Source organism: Pseudomonas sp. Van50, from assembly GCF_055390755.1.
Genome location: NZ_AP024343.1, coordinates 2,294,432 through 2,312,543 on the forward strand (window position 1 = coordinate 2,294,432; position 18,112 = coordinate 2,312,543).

General features: G+C 58.6%; 16 protein-coding genes and 3 tRNA genes. 14 read left to right on the top strand and 5 right to left on the bottom strand.

Annotation, left to right across the window (positions count from 1 at the left end; all coding sequences use genetic code 11):
* Positions 1-50: 50 nt before the first annotated feature.
* Positions 51-1,283, bottom strand: a complete 1,233-nt coding sequence (sstT, locus tag ACZ5M5_RS10150) for a serine/threonine transporter SstT (protein WP_464738964.1) — start codon at positions 1,281-1,283, stop codon at positions 51-53.
* Positions 1,284-1,564: 281 nt separating this feature from the next.
* Between sstT and ACZ5M5_RS10155 the strand changes: the two genes are divergently transcribed.
* Complete coding sequence (locus ACZ5M5_RS10155) at positions 1,565-2,725, top strand: MFS transporter (protein WP_072405360.1); 1,161 nt, start codon at positions 1,565-1,567, stop codon at positions 2,723-2,725.
* Here the strand turns inward: ACZ5M5_RS10155 and nhaR are convergent.
* The gene (gene nhaR, locus ACZ5M5_RS10160) at positions 2,722-3,618 is read right to left on the bottom strand and encodes a transcriptional activator NhaR (RefSeq protein ID WP_060738330.1); all 897 of its coding nucleotides are present in this window, start codon (positions 3,616-3,618) and stop codon (positions 2,722-2,724) included. The two genes, ACZ5M5_RS10155 and nhaR, sit on opposite strands and share 4 nt — an antisense overlap.
* 140 nt (positions 3,619-3,758) lie before the next feature.
* Between nhaR and ACZ5M5_RS10165 the strand changes: the two genes are divergently transcribed.
* Together ACZ5M5_RS10165 and ACZ5M5_RS10170 are read left to right on the top strand one after the other, a co-directional pair.
* Entirely contained in the window at positions 3,759-4,010 is a 252-nt protein-coding gene (locus tag ACZ5M5_RS10165) for a hypothetical protein (RefSeq protein WP_060738329.1), read from the top strand.
* 26 nt (positions 4,011-4,036) lie between these two features.
* The gene (locus ACZ5M5_RS10170) at positions 4,037-4,786 is read left to right on the top strand and encodes a TerC family protein (RefSeq protein ID WP_060738328.1); all 750 of its coding nucleotides are present in this window, start codon (positions 4,037-4,039) and stop codon (positions 4,784-4,786) included.
* Between the two features lie 80 nt (positions 4,787-4,866).
* On the opposite strand, the gene ACZ5M5_RS10175 is transcribed toward ACZ5M5_RS10170, so the two are convergent.
* A complete protein-coding gene (locus ACZ5M5_RS10175; protein ID WP_170842391.1) occupies positions 4,867-5,031 on the bottom strand; it encodes a hypothetical protein in 165 nt (54 codons plus the stop codon).
* A gap of 224 nt (positions 5,032-5,255) precedes the next feature.
* On the opposite strand from ACZ5M5_RS10175, the gene ACZ5M5_RS10180 reads away from it, so the two are divergent.
* Positions 5,256-5,933, top strand: a complete 678-nt coding sequence (locus ACZ5M5_RS10180; RefSeq protein ID WP_060738327.1) for a hypothetical protein — start codon at positions 5,256-5,258, stop codon at positions 5,931-5,933.
* Positions 5,934-6,034: 101 nt separating this feature from the next.
* On the top strand, positions 6,035-6,229 hold the full coding sequence (locus tag ACZ5M5_RS10185; RefSeq protein WP_092176405.1) for a DUF6021 family protein: 195 nt from the start codon (positions 6,035-6,037) through the stop codon (positions 6,227-6,229).
* 114 nt (positions 6,230-6,343) lie between these two features.
* On the opposite strand, the gene pbpG is transcribed toward ACZ5M5_RS10185, so the two are convergent.
* Complete coding sequence (pbpG, locus tag ACZ5M5_RS10190) at positions 6,344-7,282, bottom strand: D-alanyl-D-alanine endopeptidase (protein ID WP_060738325.1); 939 nt, start codon at positions 7,280-7,282, stop codon at positions 6,344-6,346.
* 331 nt (positions 7,283-7,613) lie between these two features.
* Positions 7,614-8,468 carry a bifunctional methylenetetrahydrofolate dehydrogenase/methenyltetrahydrofolate cyclohydrolase FolD gene (gene folD, locus ACZ5M5_RS10195; protein WP_053120836.1) on the bottom strand — a complete coding sequence of 285 codons (855 nt, stop codon included), beginning with the start codon at positions 8,466-8,468 and terminating at the stop codon, positions 7,614-7,616.
* 281 nt (positions 8,469-8,749) lie between these two features.
* On the opposite strand from folD, the gene ACZ5M5_RS10200 reads away from it, so the two are divergent.
* From ACZ5M5_RS10200 to ACZ5M5_RS10240, 9 genes are all read left to right on the top strand, one after another.
* Positions 8,750-8,826 (top strand) — tRNA-Arg (locus tag ACZ5M5_RS10200).
* 41 nt (positions 8,827-8,867) lie between these two features.
* Positions 8,868-8,943: transfer RNA gene (locus ACZ5M5_RS10205), tRNA-His, on the top strand.
* Positions 8,944-9,001: 58 nt separating this feature from the next.
* Positions 9,002-9,086, top strand: a tRNA-Leu gene (locus tag ACZ5M5_RS10210).
* A gap of 422 nt (positions 9,087-9,508) precedes the next feature.
* Complete coding sequence (gene tig / locus ACZ5M5_RS10215; protein ID WP_060738324.1) at positions 9,509-10,819, top strand: trigger factor; 1,311 nt, start codon at positions 9,509-9,511, stop codon at positions 10,817-10,819.
* A 93-nt stretch (positions 10,820-10,912) separates the two neighbouring features.
* Complete coding sequence (clpP, locus tag ACZ5M5_RS10220; RefSeq protein WP_003183177.1) at positions 10,913-11,554, top strand: ATP-dependent Clp endopeptidase proteolytic subunit ClpP; 642 nt, start codon at positions 10,913-10,915, stop codon at positions 11,552-11,554.
* Between the two features lie 107 nt (positions 11,555-11,661).
* A complete protein-coding gene (clpX, locus tag ACZ5M5_RS10225) occupies positions 11,662-12,945 on the top strand; it encodes an ATP-dependent Clp protease ATP-binding subunit ClpX (RefSeq protein WP_024778305.1) in 1,284 nt (427 codons plus the stop codon).
* Positions 12,946-13,106: 161 nt separating this feature from the next.
* Positions 13,107-15,503, top strand: coding sequence for an endopeptidase La (lon, locus tag ACZ5M5_RS10230; protein ID WP_014339302.1), 2,397 nt, complete (start codon positions 13,107-13,109; stop codon positions 15,501-15,503).
* A gap of 149 nt (positions 15,504-15,652) precedes the next feature.
* Positions 15,653-15,925, top strand: coding sequence for an HU family DNA-binding protein (locus ACZ5M5_RS10235; protein WP_002552737.1), 273 nt, complete (start codon positions 15,653-15,655; stop codon positions 15,923-15,925).
* 224 nt (positions 15,926-16,149) lie between these two features.
* Positions 16,150-18,021, top strand: coding sequence for a SurA N-terminal domain-containing protein (locus ACZ5M5_RS10240; RefSeq protein WP_060738323.1), 1,872 nt, complete (start codon positions 16,150-16,152; stop codon positions 18,019-18,021).
* Positions 18,022-18,112 lie beyond the last annotated feature (91 nt).

Genomic DNA, 18,112 nt, shown 5'->3' on the forward strand with positions numbered 1-18,112 from the left:
CTGTGGGTGCGGGCCTGCTCGCGATGACAAGCCCACAGCCACAGCAATTGTCACGCCGTACGGGCGAGCTTCTCTTCCTCACCCAGGCACGCCGCCGCCGTGAACAGCACATCCGTCGACGAGTTCAACGCCGTCTCCGCCGAGTCCTGCAGGACACCGATGATGAAGCCCACCGCGACCACTTGCATGGCGATCTCACTGGGAATGCCAAACAGGCTGCACGCCAGGGGAATCAGCAACAGCGAACCGCCGGCCACCCCGGATGCACCGCACGCGCAAATGGCGGCGACAACGCTCAGCAGCACGGCGGTTGGCACGTCCACCACAATACCCAGGGTGTGTACGGCCGCCAGGGTCAGTACGGTGATGGTGATGGCGGCGCCGGCCATGTTGATGGTCGCGCCCAGGGGGATCGACACCGAATAGGTGTCTTCGTGCAGGCCCAGGCGTTTGCTCAGTTCCAGGTTCACCGGAATATTCGCCGCCGAGCTGCGCGTGAAAAACGCCGTGATGCCACTTTCCCGCAGGCAGGTGAACACCAGTGGGTAAGGGTTGCGACGCAGTTTCCAGAACACGATGAGTGGGTTGACCACCAACGCCACGAACAGCATGCAACCGATCAGTACAGTGAGCAGTTGCAGGTAGCCGAGCAGGGCGCCGAAGCCGGACGTGGCCAGGGTCGAGGCCACCAGCCCGAAGATCCCCAGCGGGGCGAAGCGGATGACCAGGCGCACGATCACGGTCACGCCGTTGGACAGGTCTTCGAGCACGGTACGCGTGGTCTGGCCCGCATGACGAATGGCGATGCCCATGCCGATGGCCCAGGCCAGGATGCCGATGAAGTTACCGTCCATCAGCGCCCGGACCGGGTTATCCACCACGCTCAGCAGCAAGCTTTGCAGCACCTCGCTGATGCCTCCGGGCGCTGTGACCGCGACGTCTTGGGTCGACAGCACCAGGCTGGACGGAAACAGCATACTGGCAACCACCGCGACCACCGCCGCGGCGAAGGTGCCCAGCAGGTAGAGAAACAGGATGGGGCGGATATGGGTTTCCTGGCCGTGCTTGTGGTTGGCGATGGACGCCATGACCAGCACGAACACCAGAATCGGCGCCACGGCCTTGAGTGCGGACACGAAGACCTTGCCAATGAACGCGGTGGATTTCGCCAGGTCGGGCGCCAGCCATGCCAGGACAATACCGGCGATCAGGCCAATGATGATTTGCGCCACCAGGCTGGTGCGTTTGAGGCGTTGCAAAGGGGTAACGGACGAAGCTGTCATAGCGGCATCTCTGATTTTATTGTGTTCAACGGTCGACGAATCAGGGCAACAAGCGGGCAGGCCACATGAGCGGACCGAGAGAAAGTAGGGCATTTGCAGGCCGCGGACTTTATCACAGCCGATGAAAAATCTGACGGACCTGTGACAGTCCGTCACCCTTATCCGGGTCATGCCGAGCGTTTGTATGACGCACGCATTCTGTTAGGCTTTGTCGCTCTCACTTTCTTTCCGCCAGCGGGCCTCCGGCTAACGCTGGTGTCGTCGTTTTGCTGGAGTTCTGCATGTTGTTACCCATTTTCCTGTTGTCGGCCGCCGGTTTTACCGTGCTGACCACGGAATTCGTCATCGTTGGCCTGTTACCGTCCATTGCCCGCGACCTGCACGTCACCATTCCCCAGGCGGGGCTGCTGGTGACGTTGTTCGCGTTTACGGTAGCGGCCTTCGGGCCATTCCTGACGGCCTGGTTCGCTCGCTTCGAGCGGCGCAAGCTGTTTATCAGCGTGCTGGTGATGTTCGGCCTGGCCAACCTGCTGGCCACCTTCGCCCCCAACATCTGGGTGATGGCCATTGCCCGGTTGATCCCGGCCCTGGGCCTGCCGGTGTTCTGGGCGCTGGCCAGTGAAACGGCGGTGGACATTGTCGGGCCGCAGCTGGCCGGGCGGGCCATCGCCCGGATCGGCTTCGGCATCGTCTGCGCCACGGTGTTCGGCATTCCAGTGGGCACGCTGATTGCCGATGCGTTTGGCTGGCGCAGCGCGTTTGCGATCCTGGCGGTCATTGCCTTTGCCAAGGCCTTGTTGCTGTTTATCTATTTGCCAAAAACCAATTTGCACCAGCATCAGGTGAGCTTCCGTTCCCAATTGAAGATCCTGCGCAGCCCACTGATGCAGGGGCACGTGCTGTTGTCGATCCTGGTGTTCAGCGGCATGTTCACCGCCTACACCTATCTGGCGGATATCCTCGAGCGCCTCGCCGGATTCGATGGCACCTTGGTGGGCTGGTGCCTGATGGGCTTTGGTGCAGTCGGGCTACTGGGCAATTCCCTGGGCGGCCGTGCGGTGGACCGGCATCCGTTGATTGCGTCGATGGTGTTCTGCCTGTTCCTGATCGGCGGCATGGTGGCGTTGGTGCCGAGCATTCATTCGCCCCTCGCGCTGGCGGCGGCGATGGGCATCTGGGGCGTGACCCAGGCCGCTTTGTTCCTGGTCAGTCATGTGCGGCTGATGAAGGCGGCCCCGCAGGCGCCGGCGTTTGCCGCCTCGTTGAACATTGCCGGGGCCAACCTGGGGATTGGCCTGGGGGCGATGGTTGGTGGCCGAGTCATCGATAACCTGGGCCTGGGCAGTGTCGGGTTCGCTGCAGCCGGGTTCATCTTTGTGTCGATTCTGCTGGCGTTGCTGCTGATGACCGTCAAGCCCCGTGCGACTTGCATGGATGGCTAAGTGCTGAACAACTCGCGACGCGCACCTTCGGCAATCGCGACGATGCCGGGGTGGCTGACCTTGCGTTCCACGGAAATGGCGTAGAAGGACTCACTCACCGCATCGGTCTGGCCGATCACTTCTACGCCGTATTGGCGCTTGACCTCTTCGGCAATCACGCTCGGGCCGATGAAAATCCCGCTGCCGGATTGACCGAAGGCCTGCATCAGTGCGCTGTCGTCGAATTCGCCGACGATGCGCGGCTGGATCTGTTGTTCGGCGAACCAGCGTTGCAAGCGGCTGCGCACCACGGTCTCCGGCCCGGGAATCAGCAGCGGAGCGTCATGCAGGCCATGGGGGAAATCCTGCCCGTAGCGTTCGGCCAGCGCGGCGGTGGCGAAAAAACTGATCCCGCATTCCCCCAGTTTCTGGCTGTAGCCCTTGATGTCCAGGTGAGTCGGCATCGGACTATCGGAAATCACCAGGTCCAGACGCTGGATCGCCAGGTCCGCCAGTAGCCGTTCGAGCTTGTCCTCGCGGCAGGTGATGCGCAGCGGCTCACTCAACTCCATGGTCGGCGCCAGCAGTCGATAGACGATGGATTTGGGCACCACATCCGCCACCCCGACCCGGAACAGGGTCTGTTGTTCGTTGGGCTGGGCCCGCAGCATCAGTTCCAGTTCGCCGCCCAACTGGAACATGTGTTCGGCGTAGGGGAGCGTCTGGCGGCCGGCTTCGGTCAGTTCCAACTGCCGCCCGACACGGCGAAACAGTTTGATGTTATACGTCTGCTCGAACAGGGAAATCTGACCGCTGATGGTTTGTGGCGTCAGGTTCAACTGCTCGCACGCGCGCACGATGCTGCCGGTTTTCGCCACCACCCAGAAGTAATGCAGTTGTCGATAATTGAGCATGGGATCACATTGCTTCGTAAAAACCGAAGTATAACCGCTGAAAATACGAATTTTCCTGAAGTATTCGCGTCTCTAGAATGCCTCGCCATTGGTGGGCCACTTTTCGTGCTCCTTTTATTCTCCCAAGAGGCATTGATTCCATGACATACAAATCCCTGGGGCTGGCAGCCCTGTTGGTGATGTCCGTAACGACACTGGCAGGTTGTGAACAGGCTGAAAAAAGTGCCCAGCAACTGATGGGACAGGCAGCGGAAACCGCCAAGCAGGCCATCGACGAGACCCACAAGGCCGCCGAACAGGCGATCAGCGAAGCCACCGGTGGCTTGATCAGCCCGAAGAAAGAGCCGGCGGACGAAGCTGACGAAACACAAACCCCTACCAAAACCATCTAACGCGTCACATCAGTCAGGACTGACCCATGGATTATCTTTTACAGCTCGCCGCCAGCCCCACCGCGTGGATTGCCCTGGCGACTCTGGTCGTGATGGAAATCGTGCTAGGCATCGATAACCTGATCTTCATTTCGATTCTGACCAACAAGCTGCCCGTACAGCATCGTGCCAAGGCTCGGCGGATCGGTATCGGCATGGCACTGATCCTGCGCCTGGGCTTGTTGAGCACCATTGCCTTTATTGTGCAGTTGACCGAACCGGTCATCGAAATCCTGGGCCAGGCGTTCTCCTGGAAAGACATGATCCTGATCGCCGGTGGCCTGTTCCTGCTGTGGAAAGCGACCACTGAAATCCACCACAGCATGGATCCTGCGCCAAATGATCCCAAGTCGGCCACGTCCGGCGTGACCCTGGGCTTTGCCGCGGCCATCGGTCAGATCCTGATGTTGGACCTGGTGTTCTCCATCGACAGCATCATCACCGCCGTGGGCATGACCGAGCATTTGCCGATCATGATCATCGCCGTCGTCGTATCGGTGCTGGTGATGCTGTTGGCGGCTGAACCGCTCGCCAAGTTCATCAATGACAACCCGACGGTGGTCATGCTGGCCCTGGGCTTCCTGATCATGATCGGCATGACGCTGATCGCCGAAGGCTTCGGCGCCCATGTACCGAAAGGCTATATCTATGCGGCCATGGCGTTCTCGGCGGCGATCGAGGTGTTGAACATGTTGTCCCGTCGGGCCAAGGAAAAGGCGCTGGCCGACAACGCCTGATTCCAGGCAGACAGAAGCCACCCGGGTCCAGGCCCGGGTGGCTTTTTTTATTTGAGCGTTATGGGTTTGAACGTGAAGGGTCAGTGTGCGGCGGCGTGGCGCCGGGCAGGTTTGGCGGCTTTTTCCGATGGCGCAGGTGGCGCATGATGATGGCGCCGAGCGATTCGAAGCACTCCCCACAGCATGGCCGTGGCTACGCTCAGCCAGCCGAATATCAGCATCAGGATTGTCGTGGTCAGGCTCATTCGTGCCTCCTTCTATCCCCGGTTCGGGATATCGCACCCAGTACAATGGACAGTCTAGTCGCTCAAGTGTTGCAACTGATCGATCCATGGCGTTGGGGTTCGGATCGGTTCGTTCTATTGCCGCCGTAAAACGATGCTTATCGCTATACCCAGGGCTGTGCGCACCTTATGATCGTCGACCCAAGCCCGGCCCGGATGCCGGGTGCCTGAACAAGAGAGTCGTCATGTCGCCGGTCATTTCATCGTTTCGATCACTGGTACTGGCGGTGTCCTGCCTCGTCGCCCTGGCGGGTTGCGCGGGCAGCGTATCGCCGCAGATCCAGCGCCTGCCCGAGCGGGTGGAGCTCAATAGCGTGCCGTTCTACCGTGGCGAAATGTACCAGGGGGCTCCGCAGTCCCTGGCCGCCTTATTGACGTTGCAAGGCACTGTGATCACCCCGGGGTTGTTGGAAAAACCATTGCACCTGCCCGGTGGCGAAGCCGATTTGCAGCAGAATATGCCCACCCTGGCACGAGAGTACGGGCTGCTGGTGTATCCCCTGGACGCCAAGCTGCCTGCGCTGTTGGAGCAGGTCGCGGCGGGCTATCCGGTGCTGGTGCGCTATATCGACGGTTCGGCGTTCTGGGCCGCGCCTCGGTATGGGATTCTCGCCGGCTACAACCGTCAGAAGCAGACGGTGTTGCTGCGTGCAGGCATGAACCGGCGGCAGTTGATGAGCTTCAGTGCCTTCGAGTCGGCCTTCCAGAGCGCCGGCGGCTGGGCGGTGCTGGTCCAGCGACCCACGCAGCTTCCCGCCAATGTCGACGCGCAGCGCTGGCTGAAAGCGGCGGCTGATCTGGGTGGGGCAGGGCAGGAGCAAGCCGCGGCGCGGGCCACCAAGGCCCTGGGCGCTGCGCATTGATCGAGCGTCCCGTTCGTCACTTGTCGGGCACGACCTCGCGGGCTTGAGGCTCTTATCGTCAGGGTTGGGGATTTTTCCGCCCGTGATTGGAGGAGGCACGCATGGCACAGTCGAAAACACCTTCGGGGCCACATTCATCAGAGCATTCCAGCGGTGATGACCTGGGGTTCGATCCGGATTCGCCGGACCTTGAGGATCCCCAGGTCGATCCGGTAGGGCCGGCCAAGGCGCCCCTGGATAAGAAGGATGAGCGCAAGCCCAAACCCTATGATCCGCTGGGTGACTTGAAGCCATAAATAACCTGTGGGAGCAAAGCTTGCTCGCGATGGTGGCAGGCCAGTCAACGGCATTGTCGACTGGCCCATCCCTATCGCGAGCAAGCTTTGCTCCCACAGTTTTGTGCCGTTGAATTATTTGGAGGCTTCCACCACGCCACTCTGGCGGCTCTTGAGATTCTTGGCGGCCTTGTATTGCAGGGCCACCGCGGGCACGGCGGCGCTTTTTCCGGTTTCCACCCAGCTACGAATCCGGCTGGCATCAGCGAAGTGCGTGTACTTGCCAAAGGCGTCGAGGATCACCAGCGCCATCGGGCGATTGCCCATCTTCGTCACCAGCACCAGGCAGTGGCCGGCCTGGTTGGTGAAGCCGGTCTTGGTCAACTGGATATCCCAGTTGGCCTTGTGGACCAGGTGGTCGGTGTTGCGAAATCCCAGGCTGTACACAGGCTTGCGGAAGGTAACGGTCTTTTCCTTGGTCGTACTCAGTTCGCTCAGCAGTGGGTACTTGCGGGCGGCGATCAACAGCTTGGTCAGGTCCCGGGCGGTGGAGACGTTGTTGATCGACAGGCCCGTGGGTTCGACGTAATGAGTGCTGGTCATGCCCAATGCCTTGGCCTTGGCGTTCATGGCGGCAATGAATGCCGCATAGCCGCCCGGATAGTGGTGGGCGAGGCTGGCGGCGGCGCGGTTTTCCGAAGACATCAGGGCGATCAGCAGTACGTCCCGGCGCGACAGTTCGCTGTTGAGCTTGACCCGGGAAAACACGCCCTTCATCTCTGGGGTGTTGGCGATGGTGATGGAAATGTATTCATCCAGGTTCTGTTTGGCATCCAGCACAATCAGGCCGGTCATCAACTTGGTCACCGAAGCGATAGGCACCACCACGTCCGGGTTGCTCGAATAAACGACTTTATCCGTCTGCAGGTCCAACAGCATCGCGCTGCCCGAGGCCACTTGCAGCTTGGCTGAATCCCGAGGGGCCGCGATGGTTTCCTGTGCAACGGCATTGTGCGTGATGAAGGGGCCTGTGAAAGCGATGAACAGGCTGATGATCGAAAGACGGATTTTCACGCGAGTAGACTCGATGGAGTTGAAGGTGCCGTTGAGCAACGACTTTTAAAGAAAACGTCGCATTTTAGGAGTATGGGCGATAGCAGCGCTATATGCCTGTATCGCCAAGGCTTGTGAATAAATAAAGTTTAATGAAGGGCGATTCTGGCGAATCGAATCTGAAAATCTTGTAGTTTGCGCGATCGATACCTGGCGGCTAAGTCCAGGCCCCGGAAACACCTGTGGGAGCGAGCTTGCTCGCGATGGCAGTGTGTCAGTCAACTTGGATGTTGGCCGGTCCACCGCTATCGCGAGCAAGCTCGCTCCCACAGGGTCTTTGTTGGCGCGTCGATCAGCTATGCAGCGTCTCGGCCGCGTACAACGTGTTTTCCAGCAGGCAGGCCCGGGTCATCGGGCCTACGCCGCCGGGTACCGGGGTGATCCAGCCAGCGCGGGGCAGGGCGGTCTCGTAGACCACGTCGCCCACCAGCTTGCCGTCGTCCTGGCGATTGATGCCCACGTCGATGACGATGGCGCCTTCCTTGATCCACTCGCCCCTGACCAGCCCGGGTTTGCCGGCGGCCACTACCACCAGGTCGGCACGGCCGACATGGCCGGCCAGGTCCTTGGTGAAGCGATGGGTCACGGTCACGGTGCAGCCGGCCAGCAGCAACTCCATGGCCATCGGGCGGCCGACGATGTTGGACGCTCCCACTACCACAGCATCGAGGCCATACAGGTCCACGCCAGTGCTTTCCAGCAAGGTCATGATGCCTTTGGGGGTGCAGGGACGAAGCAGTGGGATGCGTTGGGCCAGGCGGCCGACATTATAAGGATGGAAACCGTCGACATCTTTGTCCGGGCGGATACGCTCCAGCAGTTTGGAGGCGTCGAGGTGTTCAGGCAGCGGCAACTGGAGCAGAACACCGTCGATGTTCGGGTCGTCGTTCAGGCGATCGATCAGATCGGCCAACGCTTGCTGGGTGGTTTCGGAAGGCAGGTCGTAGGCCTGGGAAAGGAAGCCGACCTCTTCACAGTCTTTACGCTTGTGCGAGACATAAACCTGAGAGGCAGGATCGCTGCCGACCAGGATCACCGCAAGGCCGGGCGTACGCAGGCCTTGCTGGCGGCGCTCGGTGACTCGTTGGGCGATCTGCTGGCGCAGGCTGGCGGCGATCGATTTGCCGTCGATAAGTTGTGCAGTCATTGCGCGTGGTTAACCATCGAGAGGGGAAAAAAAGAGAACGCATTCTCGCATGCCGGGGCGTGAGGGCAAAGGCGCTTGGTCTGCAAATTCCCCTAACCCCTTTAATTAAATGAATTTTTTTTAAAAAAGAGTTGACGACCTATCAGGCCGTCTATAACATTCGTCGCACTTGTCGGGCACAGCCTAGCACTGGTTAAGAAGGTGGAGCGGAGTTGGTTGTTTCAACTCGGCAAAACTGAAAGCACTTAGTTTGTAATCGTCCAAGAATACAGATTAAAAAGGCGCCCGTAGCTCAGCTGGATAGAGCATCCGCCTTCTAAGCGGATGGTCGCAGGTTCGAGTCCTGCCGGGTGCGCCAATTAGGCAGCTTTGGCACAAGTAAGGCAACAAGGCAATATGGTGGGCGTAGCTCAGTTGGTAGAGCACGGGATTGTGACTCCCGTTGTCGTGGGTTCGATCCCCATCGTCCACCCCATATTCTAGAAAGGCGCCAGATCTAACAATCTGGCGCCTTTGCTTTAAAAGCTTGATACGCGGATGTGGTGGAATTGGTAGACACACTGGATTTAGGTTCCAGCGCCGCAAGGTGTGAGAGTTCGAGTCTCTCCGTCCGCACCATACAAGTGGCTATTTAAATAGCAGAAAACGGCGCAGTACCTGAAAGGGGCTGCGCCGTTTTTGTTTTCAGTGGTTCTGTGTTTGGCGTCGGTACTGTTTTTGCGGTTGTGCGCAGCGGTCGGTTTGTCACGAATGTGTTTCGTGATGATGCGCGGTATGCCCGTTGGTCTCCTTGTGGGGCGGGGCGCTGCGCGACCGGAGAAGCGGCTTCTATATATAGAAGCGTTGGCGCAGAGCCTTGGACTGAATCGACTGTATTTGCAATCCGGGTGGGGCATGACCGTTTGCCCCGCCCTAAATCCGGCGCCTGTTTCCAGCGCGTTTTCAGTAGGGTGACTTCTTGAGTTTGACCTACTAGAATGCATGCCCTTGATTCTGGGGTCGGAAACGCCCGGCCAACGTCTGTGCAACGAGGAATATCCATGCAAGTTTCTGTTGAAAATACTTCTGCTCTTGAGCGCCGCATGAGCATCACCGTGCCGGCTGAGCGCATCGAGACTCAGGTCAACAAGCGTCTGCAGCAGACTGCCCAAAAGGCCAAAATCCCAGGTTTCCGCCCAGGCAAAGTGCCAATGAGCGTGATCCGTCAGCGTTACGAAGCTGATGCGCGTCAGGAAGCCGTGGGCGACGTGATCCAGTCTTCGTTCTACGAAGCGGTCGTCGAGCAGAAGCTGAACCCGGCCGGCGCACCGTCCGTCGAGCCTAAAGTGCTGGAGAAAGGCAAGGACCTGGAATTCGTCGCCACGTTCGAAGTGTTCCCGGAGTTCACGGTTGCCGGTTTCGAGTCCATCGCTGTCGAGCGCCTGAGCGCTGACGTGTCGGATGCCGACCTGGACAAGATGCTGGACATCCTGCGCAAGCAGAACACCCGTTTCGAAGTGACCGAGCGTGCTGCCCAGAACGAAGACCAGTTGAACATCGATTTCGTCGGCAAGGTCGACGGTGAAGTGTTCGCTGGCGGTTCCGCCAAGGCCACCCAGCTGGTACTGGGCTCCGGTCGCATGATTCCTGGCTTCGAAGACGGCCTGGTTGGCGCCAAGGCCGGTGAAGAGCGCGTTCTGAACGTGACCTTCCCCGAGGATTACCAGAACCTGGACCTGGCTGGCAAAGCCGCCGAGTTCACCGTGACCGTCAACAGCGTTTCCGAGCCGAAACTGCCTGAGCTGAACGAAGAGTTCTTCGCCCAGTTCGGTATCAAGGAAACCGGTCTGGAAGGTTTCCGCACCGAAGTTCGCAAGAACATGGAGCGCGAGCTGCGCCAGGCCATCAAGTCCAAGGTCAAGAACCAGGTTATGGACGGTCTGCTGGCCTCCAACCCGATCGAAGTGCCAAAGGCCCTGCTGGACAACGAAGTGAACCGTCTGCGCGTGCAGGCTGTTCAGCAGTTCGGCGGCAACATCAAGCCGGACCAACTGCCGGCCGAGCTGTTCGAAGAGCAGGCCAAGCGCCGCGTCGTGCTGGGCCTGATCGTTGCCGAAGTGGTCAAGCAGTTCGAGCTCAAGCCTGACGAAGCCCGCGTTCGTGAGCTGATCCAGGAAATGGCCTCGGCCTATCAAGAGCCTGAGCAGGTCGTGTCCTGGTACTACAAGAACGACCAGCAACTGAACGAAGTCCGTTCGGTTGTGCTGGAAGAACAAGTTGTGGATACTGTTCTGCAGAAAGCTAGCGTGACCGATAAAGCGGTCTCTTACGAAGAAGCGGTCAAGCCGGTGGAAGCTCCACAAGCCGATTGATGGTTCTGCGGTAAGAAATAAACACCCATAAGCCAGCCTTCGTGCTGGCTTATGCGTATTCAAGACATAACTATTTGGGAGTGACTGCGAGACATGTCCCGCAATTCTTTTTATCAGCAGAGCTCTGACATCCAGGCCGCAGGCGGCCTGGTCCCGATGGTTATCGAGCAGTCCGCCCGCGGCGAACGTGCCTATGACATCTACTCGCGTCTGCTCAAGGAACGCGTCATCTTCCTGATCGGCCCCGTTGAAGACTACATGGCCAACCTGGTCGCGGCGCAGCTGTTGTTCCTTGAAGCGGAAAACCCGGACAAGGATATCCATCTGTACATCAACTCACCTGGCGGTTCGGTGACTGCGGGCATGTCGATCTACGACACCATGCAGTTCATCAAGCCTGACGTCTCCACCATCTGCATCGGTCAGGCCTGCAGCATGGGTGCCTTCCTGTTGGCCGGTGGCGCCGCGGGCAAGCGTCACTGCCTGCCTAACTCGCGGATGATGATTCACCAGCCATTGGGTGGTTTCCAGGGCCAGGCGTCGGATATCGACATCCATGCCAAGGAAATCCTCCACATTCGTTCGCGCCTGAACTCGTTGCTGGCTCATCACACTGGCCAGAGCCTCGAAACCATTGAGCGCGACACCGAACGTGACAACTTCATGAGCGCCGAGCGTGCAGCCGAATACGGCCTGATCGACTCTGTGATCAACAAGCGTCAAATGCCTGCCTAAGCCGCTCAAAATGCAGGTGGTTGGGATGACCGGCCGCCTGCGGGCTTGAAAAAGCCCGCAATTGCCTTCATCTTGTGTTGCAAGCCTATCGGATTTGGATCGATCGAATGACTGACACCCGCAACGGCGAGGACAACGGCAAACTGCTTTATTGCTCCTTCTGTGGCAAAAGCCAGCATGAAGTGCGCAAATTGATTGCCGGCCCCTCGGTCTTCATTTGCGACGAGTGCGTCGACCTGTGCAATGACATCATCCGCGAGGAGGTGCAGGAAGCCCAGGCCGAGAGCAGCGCGCATAAATTGCCTTCGCCTAAAGAAATCAGCGGCATCCTTGATCAGTATGTGATTGGTCAGGAACGTGCGAAAAAGGTACTGGCCGTAGCGGTGTACAACCACTACAAGCGCCTGAACCAGCGTGACAAAAAGAATGACGAGGTCGAACTCGGCAAGAGCAACATCCTGCTGATCGGCCCGACAGGCTCGGGTAAGACCCTGCTTGCCGAAACCCTGGCTCGTTTGCTGAACGTTCCGTTCACCATCGCCGACGCAACCACTCTCACCGAGGCGGGTTATGTAGGTGAAGATGTCGAGAACATCATTCAGAAGTTGTTGCAGAAGTGCGACTACGATGTGGAAAAAGCCCAGATGGGTATTGTCTACATCGATGAAATCGACAAAATTTCCCGCAAGTCCGACAACCCGTCCATCACCCGGGATGTTTCCGGTGAAGGCGTGCAGCAGGCCTTGCTCAAGTTGATCGAAGGTACGGTCGCTTCCGTTCCACCCCAAGGTGGTCGCAAGCATCCGCAGCAGGAATTCCTGCAGGTCGACACCCGTAACATCCTGTTCATCTGCGGTGGTGCGTTCTCCGGCCTGGAAAAGGTTATTCAAAACCGTTCCACCCGTGGTGGCATCGGTTTCAATGCCGAAGTACGCAGCAAGGAAGAGGGCAAGAAGGTCGGTGAGTCCCTGCGTGAAGTCGAGCCTGACGATCTGGTCAAGTTCGGTCTGATCCCGGAATTCGTCGGTCGTCTGCCAGTCCTGGCGACGCTGGATGAGTTGGATGAAGCGGCGTTGATGCAGATTCTGACCGAGCCGAAAAACGCCCTGACCAAGCAGTATGCCAAGCTGTTCGAAATGGAAGGTGTAGACCTGGAATTCCGTTCCGACGCGCTGAAATCGGTCGCCAAACGTGCCCTGGAGCGTAAGACCGGTGCCCGTGGGTTGCGCTCGATTCTCGAAGGCGTATTGCTCGACACGATGTATGAAATCCCCTCGCAGTCCGAGGTGAGTAAAGTCGTGATCGACGAAAGCGTTATAGAAGGCAAGTCCAAGCCACTGTATATCTATGAAAACAGTGAGCCGGCTGCCAAGGCCGCACCGGACGCATAAGCGTCCCGCTGCCGGAATAAAGAAGGGGCCTTCGGGCCCCTTTGCTTTTAGCGTGTTTTAGACGTGTCTTAGCGCTTGTTTTTTTTCAAGGCTGCCCCCATCTTGGTTTCAAGCTTACTTCCATCTGTTTCCGGCCCTAGGGCCGCCGTAGAGGCGAAATCATGAAGACAACCATCGAATTGCCTCTCCTGCCATTGCGCGATGTCGTGGTGTATCCGCACATGGTTATCCCGCTGTTCGTGGGGCGCGAGAAGTCCATCGAAGCCCTCGAGGCTGCGATGACGGGTGACAAGCAGATTCTTCTGCTGGCTCAGAGAAATCCAGCCGACGATGATCCCGGCGAAGACGCACTGTATCGCGTAGGTACGATTGCAACGGTTCTGCAATTGCTCAAGTTGCCCGACGGCACCGTCAAGGTCCTGGTCGAAGGCGAGCAGCGCGGGACTGTCGAACGTTTCAGCGAAGTGGACGGCCATTGCCGGGCCGAAGTGTCGCTGATCGAAGAAGTCGATGCGCCCGAGCGTGAATCAGAGGTGTTTGTCCGCAGCCTGCTGTCGCAGTTCGAACAATACGTGCAACTGGGCAAGAAGGTGCCTGCAGAGGTCCTGTCGTCGCTCAACAGCATTGACGAGCCTGGGCGGCTGGTCGATACGATGGCGGCCCACATGGCCCTCAAGATCGAGCAGAAGCAGGAAATCCTCGAGATCATCGACCTGTCTGCCCGTGTCGAGCACGTGTTGGCATTGCTCGACGGCGAGATCGATCTGTTGCAGGTCGAGAAACGCATTCGCGGTCGCGTCAAGAAGCAGATGGAGCGCAGCCAGCGCGAGTACTACCTGAATGAGCAGATGAAGGCCATTCAGAAAGAGCTGGGCGATGGCGACGAAGGTCACAACGAAATCGAAGAGCTGAAAAAGCGCATCGATGCCGCTGGCTTGCCCAAGGATGCCTTGGCCAAGGCTCAGGCTGAGTTGAACAAGCTCAAGCAAATGTCGCCGATGTCTGCCGAAGCCACCGTGGTGCGCTCCTACATCGACTGGCTGGTCCAGGTGCCGTGGAAAGCCCAGAGCAAGGTGCGTCTGGACCTGGCGCGGGCTGAAGACATCCTCGACGCCGACCATTACGGCCTGGAAGAGGTCAAGGAGCGCATCCTTGAGTATCTCGCCGTACAGAAACGCGTGAAAAAGATTCGCGGCCCGGTCCTGTGCCTGGTCGGTCCTCCCGGGGTCGGTAAAACCTCCCTCGCGGAGTCGATTGCCCACGCGACCAACCGCAAATTCGTACGCATGGCCTTGGGTGGTGTGCGTGACGAGGCGGAAATTCGTGGTCATCGCCGGACCTACATCGGTTCGATGCCAGGAAGATTGATTCAAAAAATGACAAAGGTCGGCGTGCGCAATCCGCTGTTCCTTTTGGACGAAATCGACAAGATGGGCAGCGACATGCGCGGCGATCCCGCCTCTGCGTTGCTCGAAGTGCTCGATCCCGAGCAGAATCACAACTTCAACGATCACTACCTTGAGGTCGACTACGACCTGTCGGACGTGATGTTCCTCTGCACCTCCAACTCCATGAACATTCCGCCGGCATTGCTGGACCGGATGGAGGTGATTCGTCTACCGGGCTACACCGAGGACGAGAAGATCAACATCGCCGTGAAGTACCTTTCGCCCAAGCAGATCCAGGCCAACGGGCTGAAAAAAGGCGAGCTGGAATTCGACGAGGAAGCGATTCGCGACATCATCCGCTACTACACCCGCGAAGCCGGCGTGCGTGGCCTGGAGCGGCAGATTGCCAAGGTCTGCCGCAAGGCAGTCAAGGAACATGCGCTGGAAAAACGCTTCGCGGTCAAGGTCACTGCGGACCTGCTGGAGCACTTCCTGGGTGTGCGCAAGTTCCGCTACGGCCTGGCCGAGCAGCAGGACCAGATCGGCCAGGTGACTGGCCTGGCGTGGACTCAAGTCGGTGGTGAGTTGCTGACCATCGAAGCGGCCGTGGTACCGGGCAAGGGGCAACTGATCAAGACCGGTTCCCTGGGCGACGTGATGGTCGAGTCGATCACCGCGGCGCTGACGGTGGTGCGCAGTCGTGCGCGGAGCCTGGGCATTCCCCTGGACTTCCATGAGAAGCGCGACACACACATCCACATGCCTGAAGGGGCTACGCCCAAGGACGGTCCAAGCGCCGGTGTAGGCATGTGCACGGCCCTGGTCTCGGCATTGACCGGCATCCCGGTGCGCGCCGATGTCGCCATGACGGGTGAAATCACGCTGCGCGGCCAGGTCCTGGCGATTGGCGGCCTGAAGGAAAAACTGCTGGCGGCACACCGTGGCGGGATCAAGATCGTGATCATTCCCGAAGAGAATGTCCGCGATCTGAAGGAAATTCCTGACAACATCAAGCAAGATCTTCAGATCAAACCGGTTAAATGGATTGACGAGGTCCTGCAAATTGCGCTGCAATACGCGCCGGAGCCCTTGCCGGATGTGGCTCCTGAGATTGTCGCGAAGGAAGAAAAGCGAGAGTCTGACTCTAAGGAAAGAATTAGCACGCATTAATACGCATTGGCCTGGAGGGCCTTCCTTGACAGTTTTTTAGAGCCCTTGTTATAAAGCGGCTCTTAAGTGTCTGCAGGCCATTCAGCACTCGTTTTTGCTTTCACCAAAAAAACTTAGAATCATCTCAAATAGATATAAGGGGACTTAGAGTGAACAAGTCGGAACTGATTGATGCTATCGCTGCATCCGCTGATATCCCGAAAGCTGCTGCTGGCCGTGCGCTGGACGCTGTAATCGAATCCGTCACTGGCGCTCTCAAGGCTGGCGACTCTGTTGTTCTGGTTGGTTTCGGCACCTTCTCCGTAACCGATCGTCCTGCTCGTATCGGTCGCAACCCGCAGACCGGTAAGACGCTGGAAATCGCTGCTGCCAAAAAGCCAGGCTTCAAAGCTGGTAAAGCACTGAAAGAAGCCGTTAACTAAGGTTTCGTTGAGTTTATCCGGGTCGGGGTCATGCCTGGCTTGGCAGCGGAGCGGTAATATGGCCGGTTACAACCGGCCTGGCACGCCAGGGCTTGCAGGTTCGAGCCCGGTCCGCTCCGCCAGTTACGAGAAGGCGCATCCTCGGATGCGCCTTTCTTCTATCCGGATTCTACCCACGCTCCACGGTTGCCTAAATTTGAAGTTCAACCGTTTCTGGGGGACGCATGCTGCAGAATATCAGGGACAATTCACAAGGCTGGATTGCCAAGACCATCATCGGGGTCATCGTCGCATTGATGGCGTTGACCGGTTTCGATGCCATTTTCCAAGCTACTACCAACAGTAACGACGCGGCCAAGGTCAACGGCGAAAATATCAGCCAGAACGAGCTGAGCCAGGCGGTCGACATGCAACGCCGTCAGCTCATGCAACAGCTAGGCAAGGATTTCGACGCCTCCCTGCTGGACGAAAAAATGCTGCGCGATTCGGCGCTCAAGGGCCTGATCGACCGCAAGTTGTTGCTGCAAGGCGCACACGATGCGAAATTCGCTTTCTCCGAAGCTGCGCTCGATCAAGTCATCCTGCAAACGCCTGAGTTCCAGGTCGATGGCAAATTCAGTGCCGAGCGTTTCGATCAGGTGATTCGCCAGTTGGGTTACAGCCGTATGCAATTCCGCCAGATGCTGGCTCAGGAAATGCTGATCGGTCAGTTGCGCGCCGGCCTGGCGGGCAGCGGTTTTGTCACCGATGCCCAAGTGTTGGCATTCGCCCGCCTGGAAAAGCAGACCCGTGATTTCGCCACCTTGAGCATCAAGGCCGATCCTGCGTCGGTGAAGCTGACCGATGATGAGGTCAAGGCTTACTACGACCAACACGCCAAGGAATTCATGACGCCTGACCAGGTGGTCATCGATTACCTCGAGCTGAAGAAAGCCTCTTTCTTCGATCAGGTCAGCGTCAAGGACGAAGACCTGCAAGCGGCCTATCAGAAAGAAATCGCCAACCTGTCCGAACAGCGTCGCGCTGCGCACATCCTGATCGAAGTGAACGACAAGGTGACCGAAGCCCAGGCCAAGGCGAAGATCGAAGAGATCCAGGCTCGCCTGGCCAAAGGCGAGTCGTTTGAAGCCCTGGCGAAGGAGTTTTCCCAGGATCCGGGTTCGGCGAACAATGGCGGCGATCTCGGCTATGCCGGCCCAGGCGTCTACGATCCGGAATTCGAAAAGGCCTTGTACGCCTTGAGCAAGGACCAGGTCTCGGCACCGGTCCGCACCGATTTCGGTCTGCACCTGATCAAGCTGCTGGGTGTCGAGGCGCCCGAAGTGCCGACCTTCGCCAGTCTCAAGGACAAGCTGACTCGCGAGTTGAAGACTCAGCAGGTGGAGCAGCGTTTCGTGGAGGCGACTAAGCAACTGGAGGATGCCTCGTTCGAAGCGTCCGACCTGGCGCAGCCGGCCCAGGACCTGAAGCTGACCGTCCACACATCGGCCCCGTTCGGTCGTGAAGGCGGTGAAGGGATTGCGGCCAACCGTGCCGTGGTCACTGCGGCGTTCAGCCCGGAAGTGCTGGATGAGGGTGCCAACAGCACCGCCATCGAACTGGACCCGGAAACCGTCGTGGTGCTGCGTGCCAAGGAGCACCGCAAGCCTGAGCAACTGCCCCTGGAAAAAGTGGCCGGGCCGATTCGTGCACAACTGACCAAGGAACACGCCAGCGCAGCGGCCAAGACCCGCGCCGACGAGCTGATCGCCAGTCTGCGCGACGGTAAGACGGCATTGGACAAAGCGGTTGACGGCCAAGGCTGGAAACCCACCGAGGCGGCCACCCGCAACCAGGAAGGCATCGACCCAGCGGTGTTGCAAGCACTGTTCCGCATGCCCAAGCCTGAGTCCAAGGACAAGCCGACGTTCAGCAGCGTGACCTTGCCTGACGGCAGCCTGGTGGTCGTGCGTCTGAACGGCGTGAACGAAGCGGCGGCACCGACTGACGAAGAGAAAGCGGAATATCGTCGCTACCTTGCGTCCCGTGTGGGTCAGCAGGACTTCGCGGCCTATCGCAAGCAGTTGGAGAGTCAGGCGGATATCAAGCGTTTCTAATCGCTTGATGCTTTTTCAAACCTGGCTGTGATGCTGTTCACTTGAAATAACGGCGCTTCTTCAGAAATGGGAAGCGCCGTTTTTTTTGGTT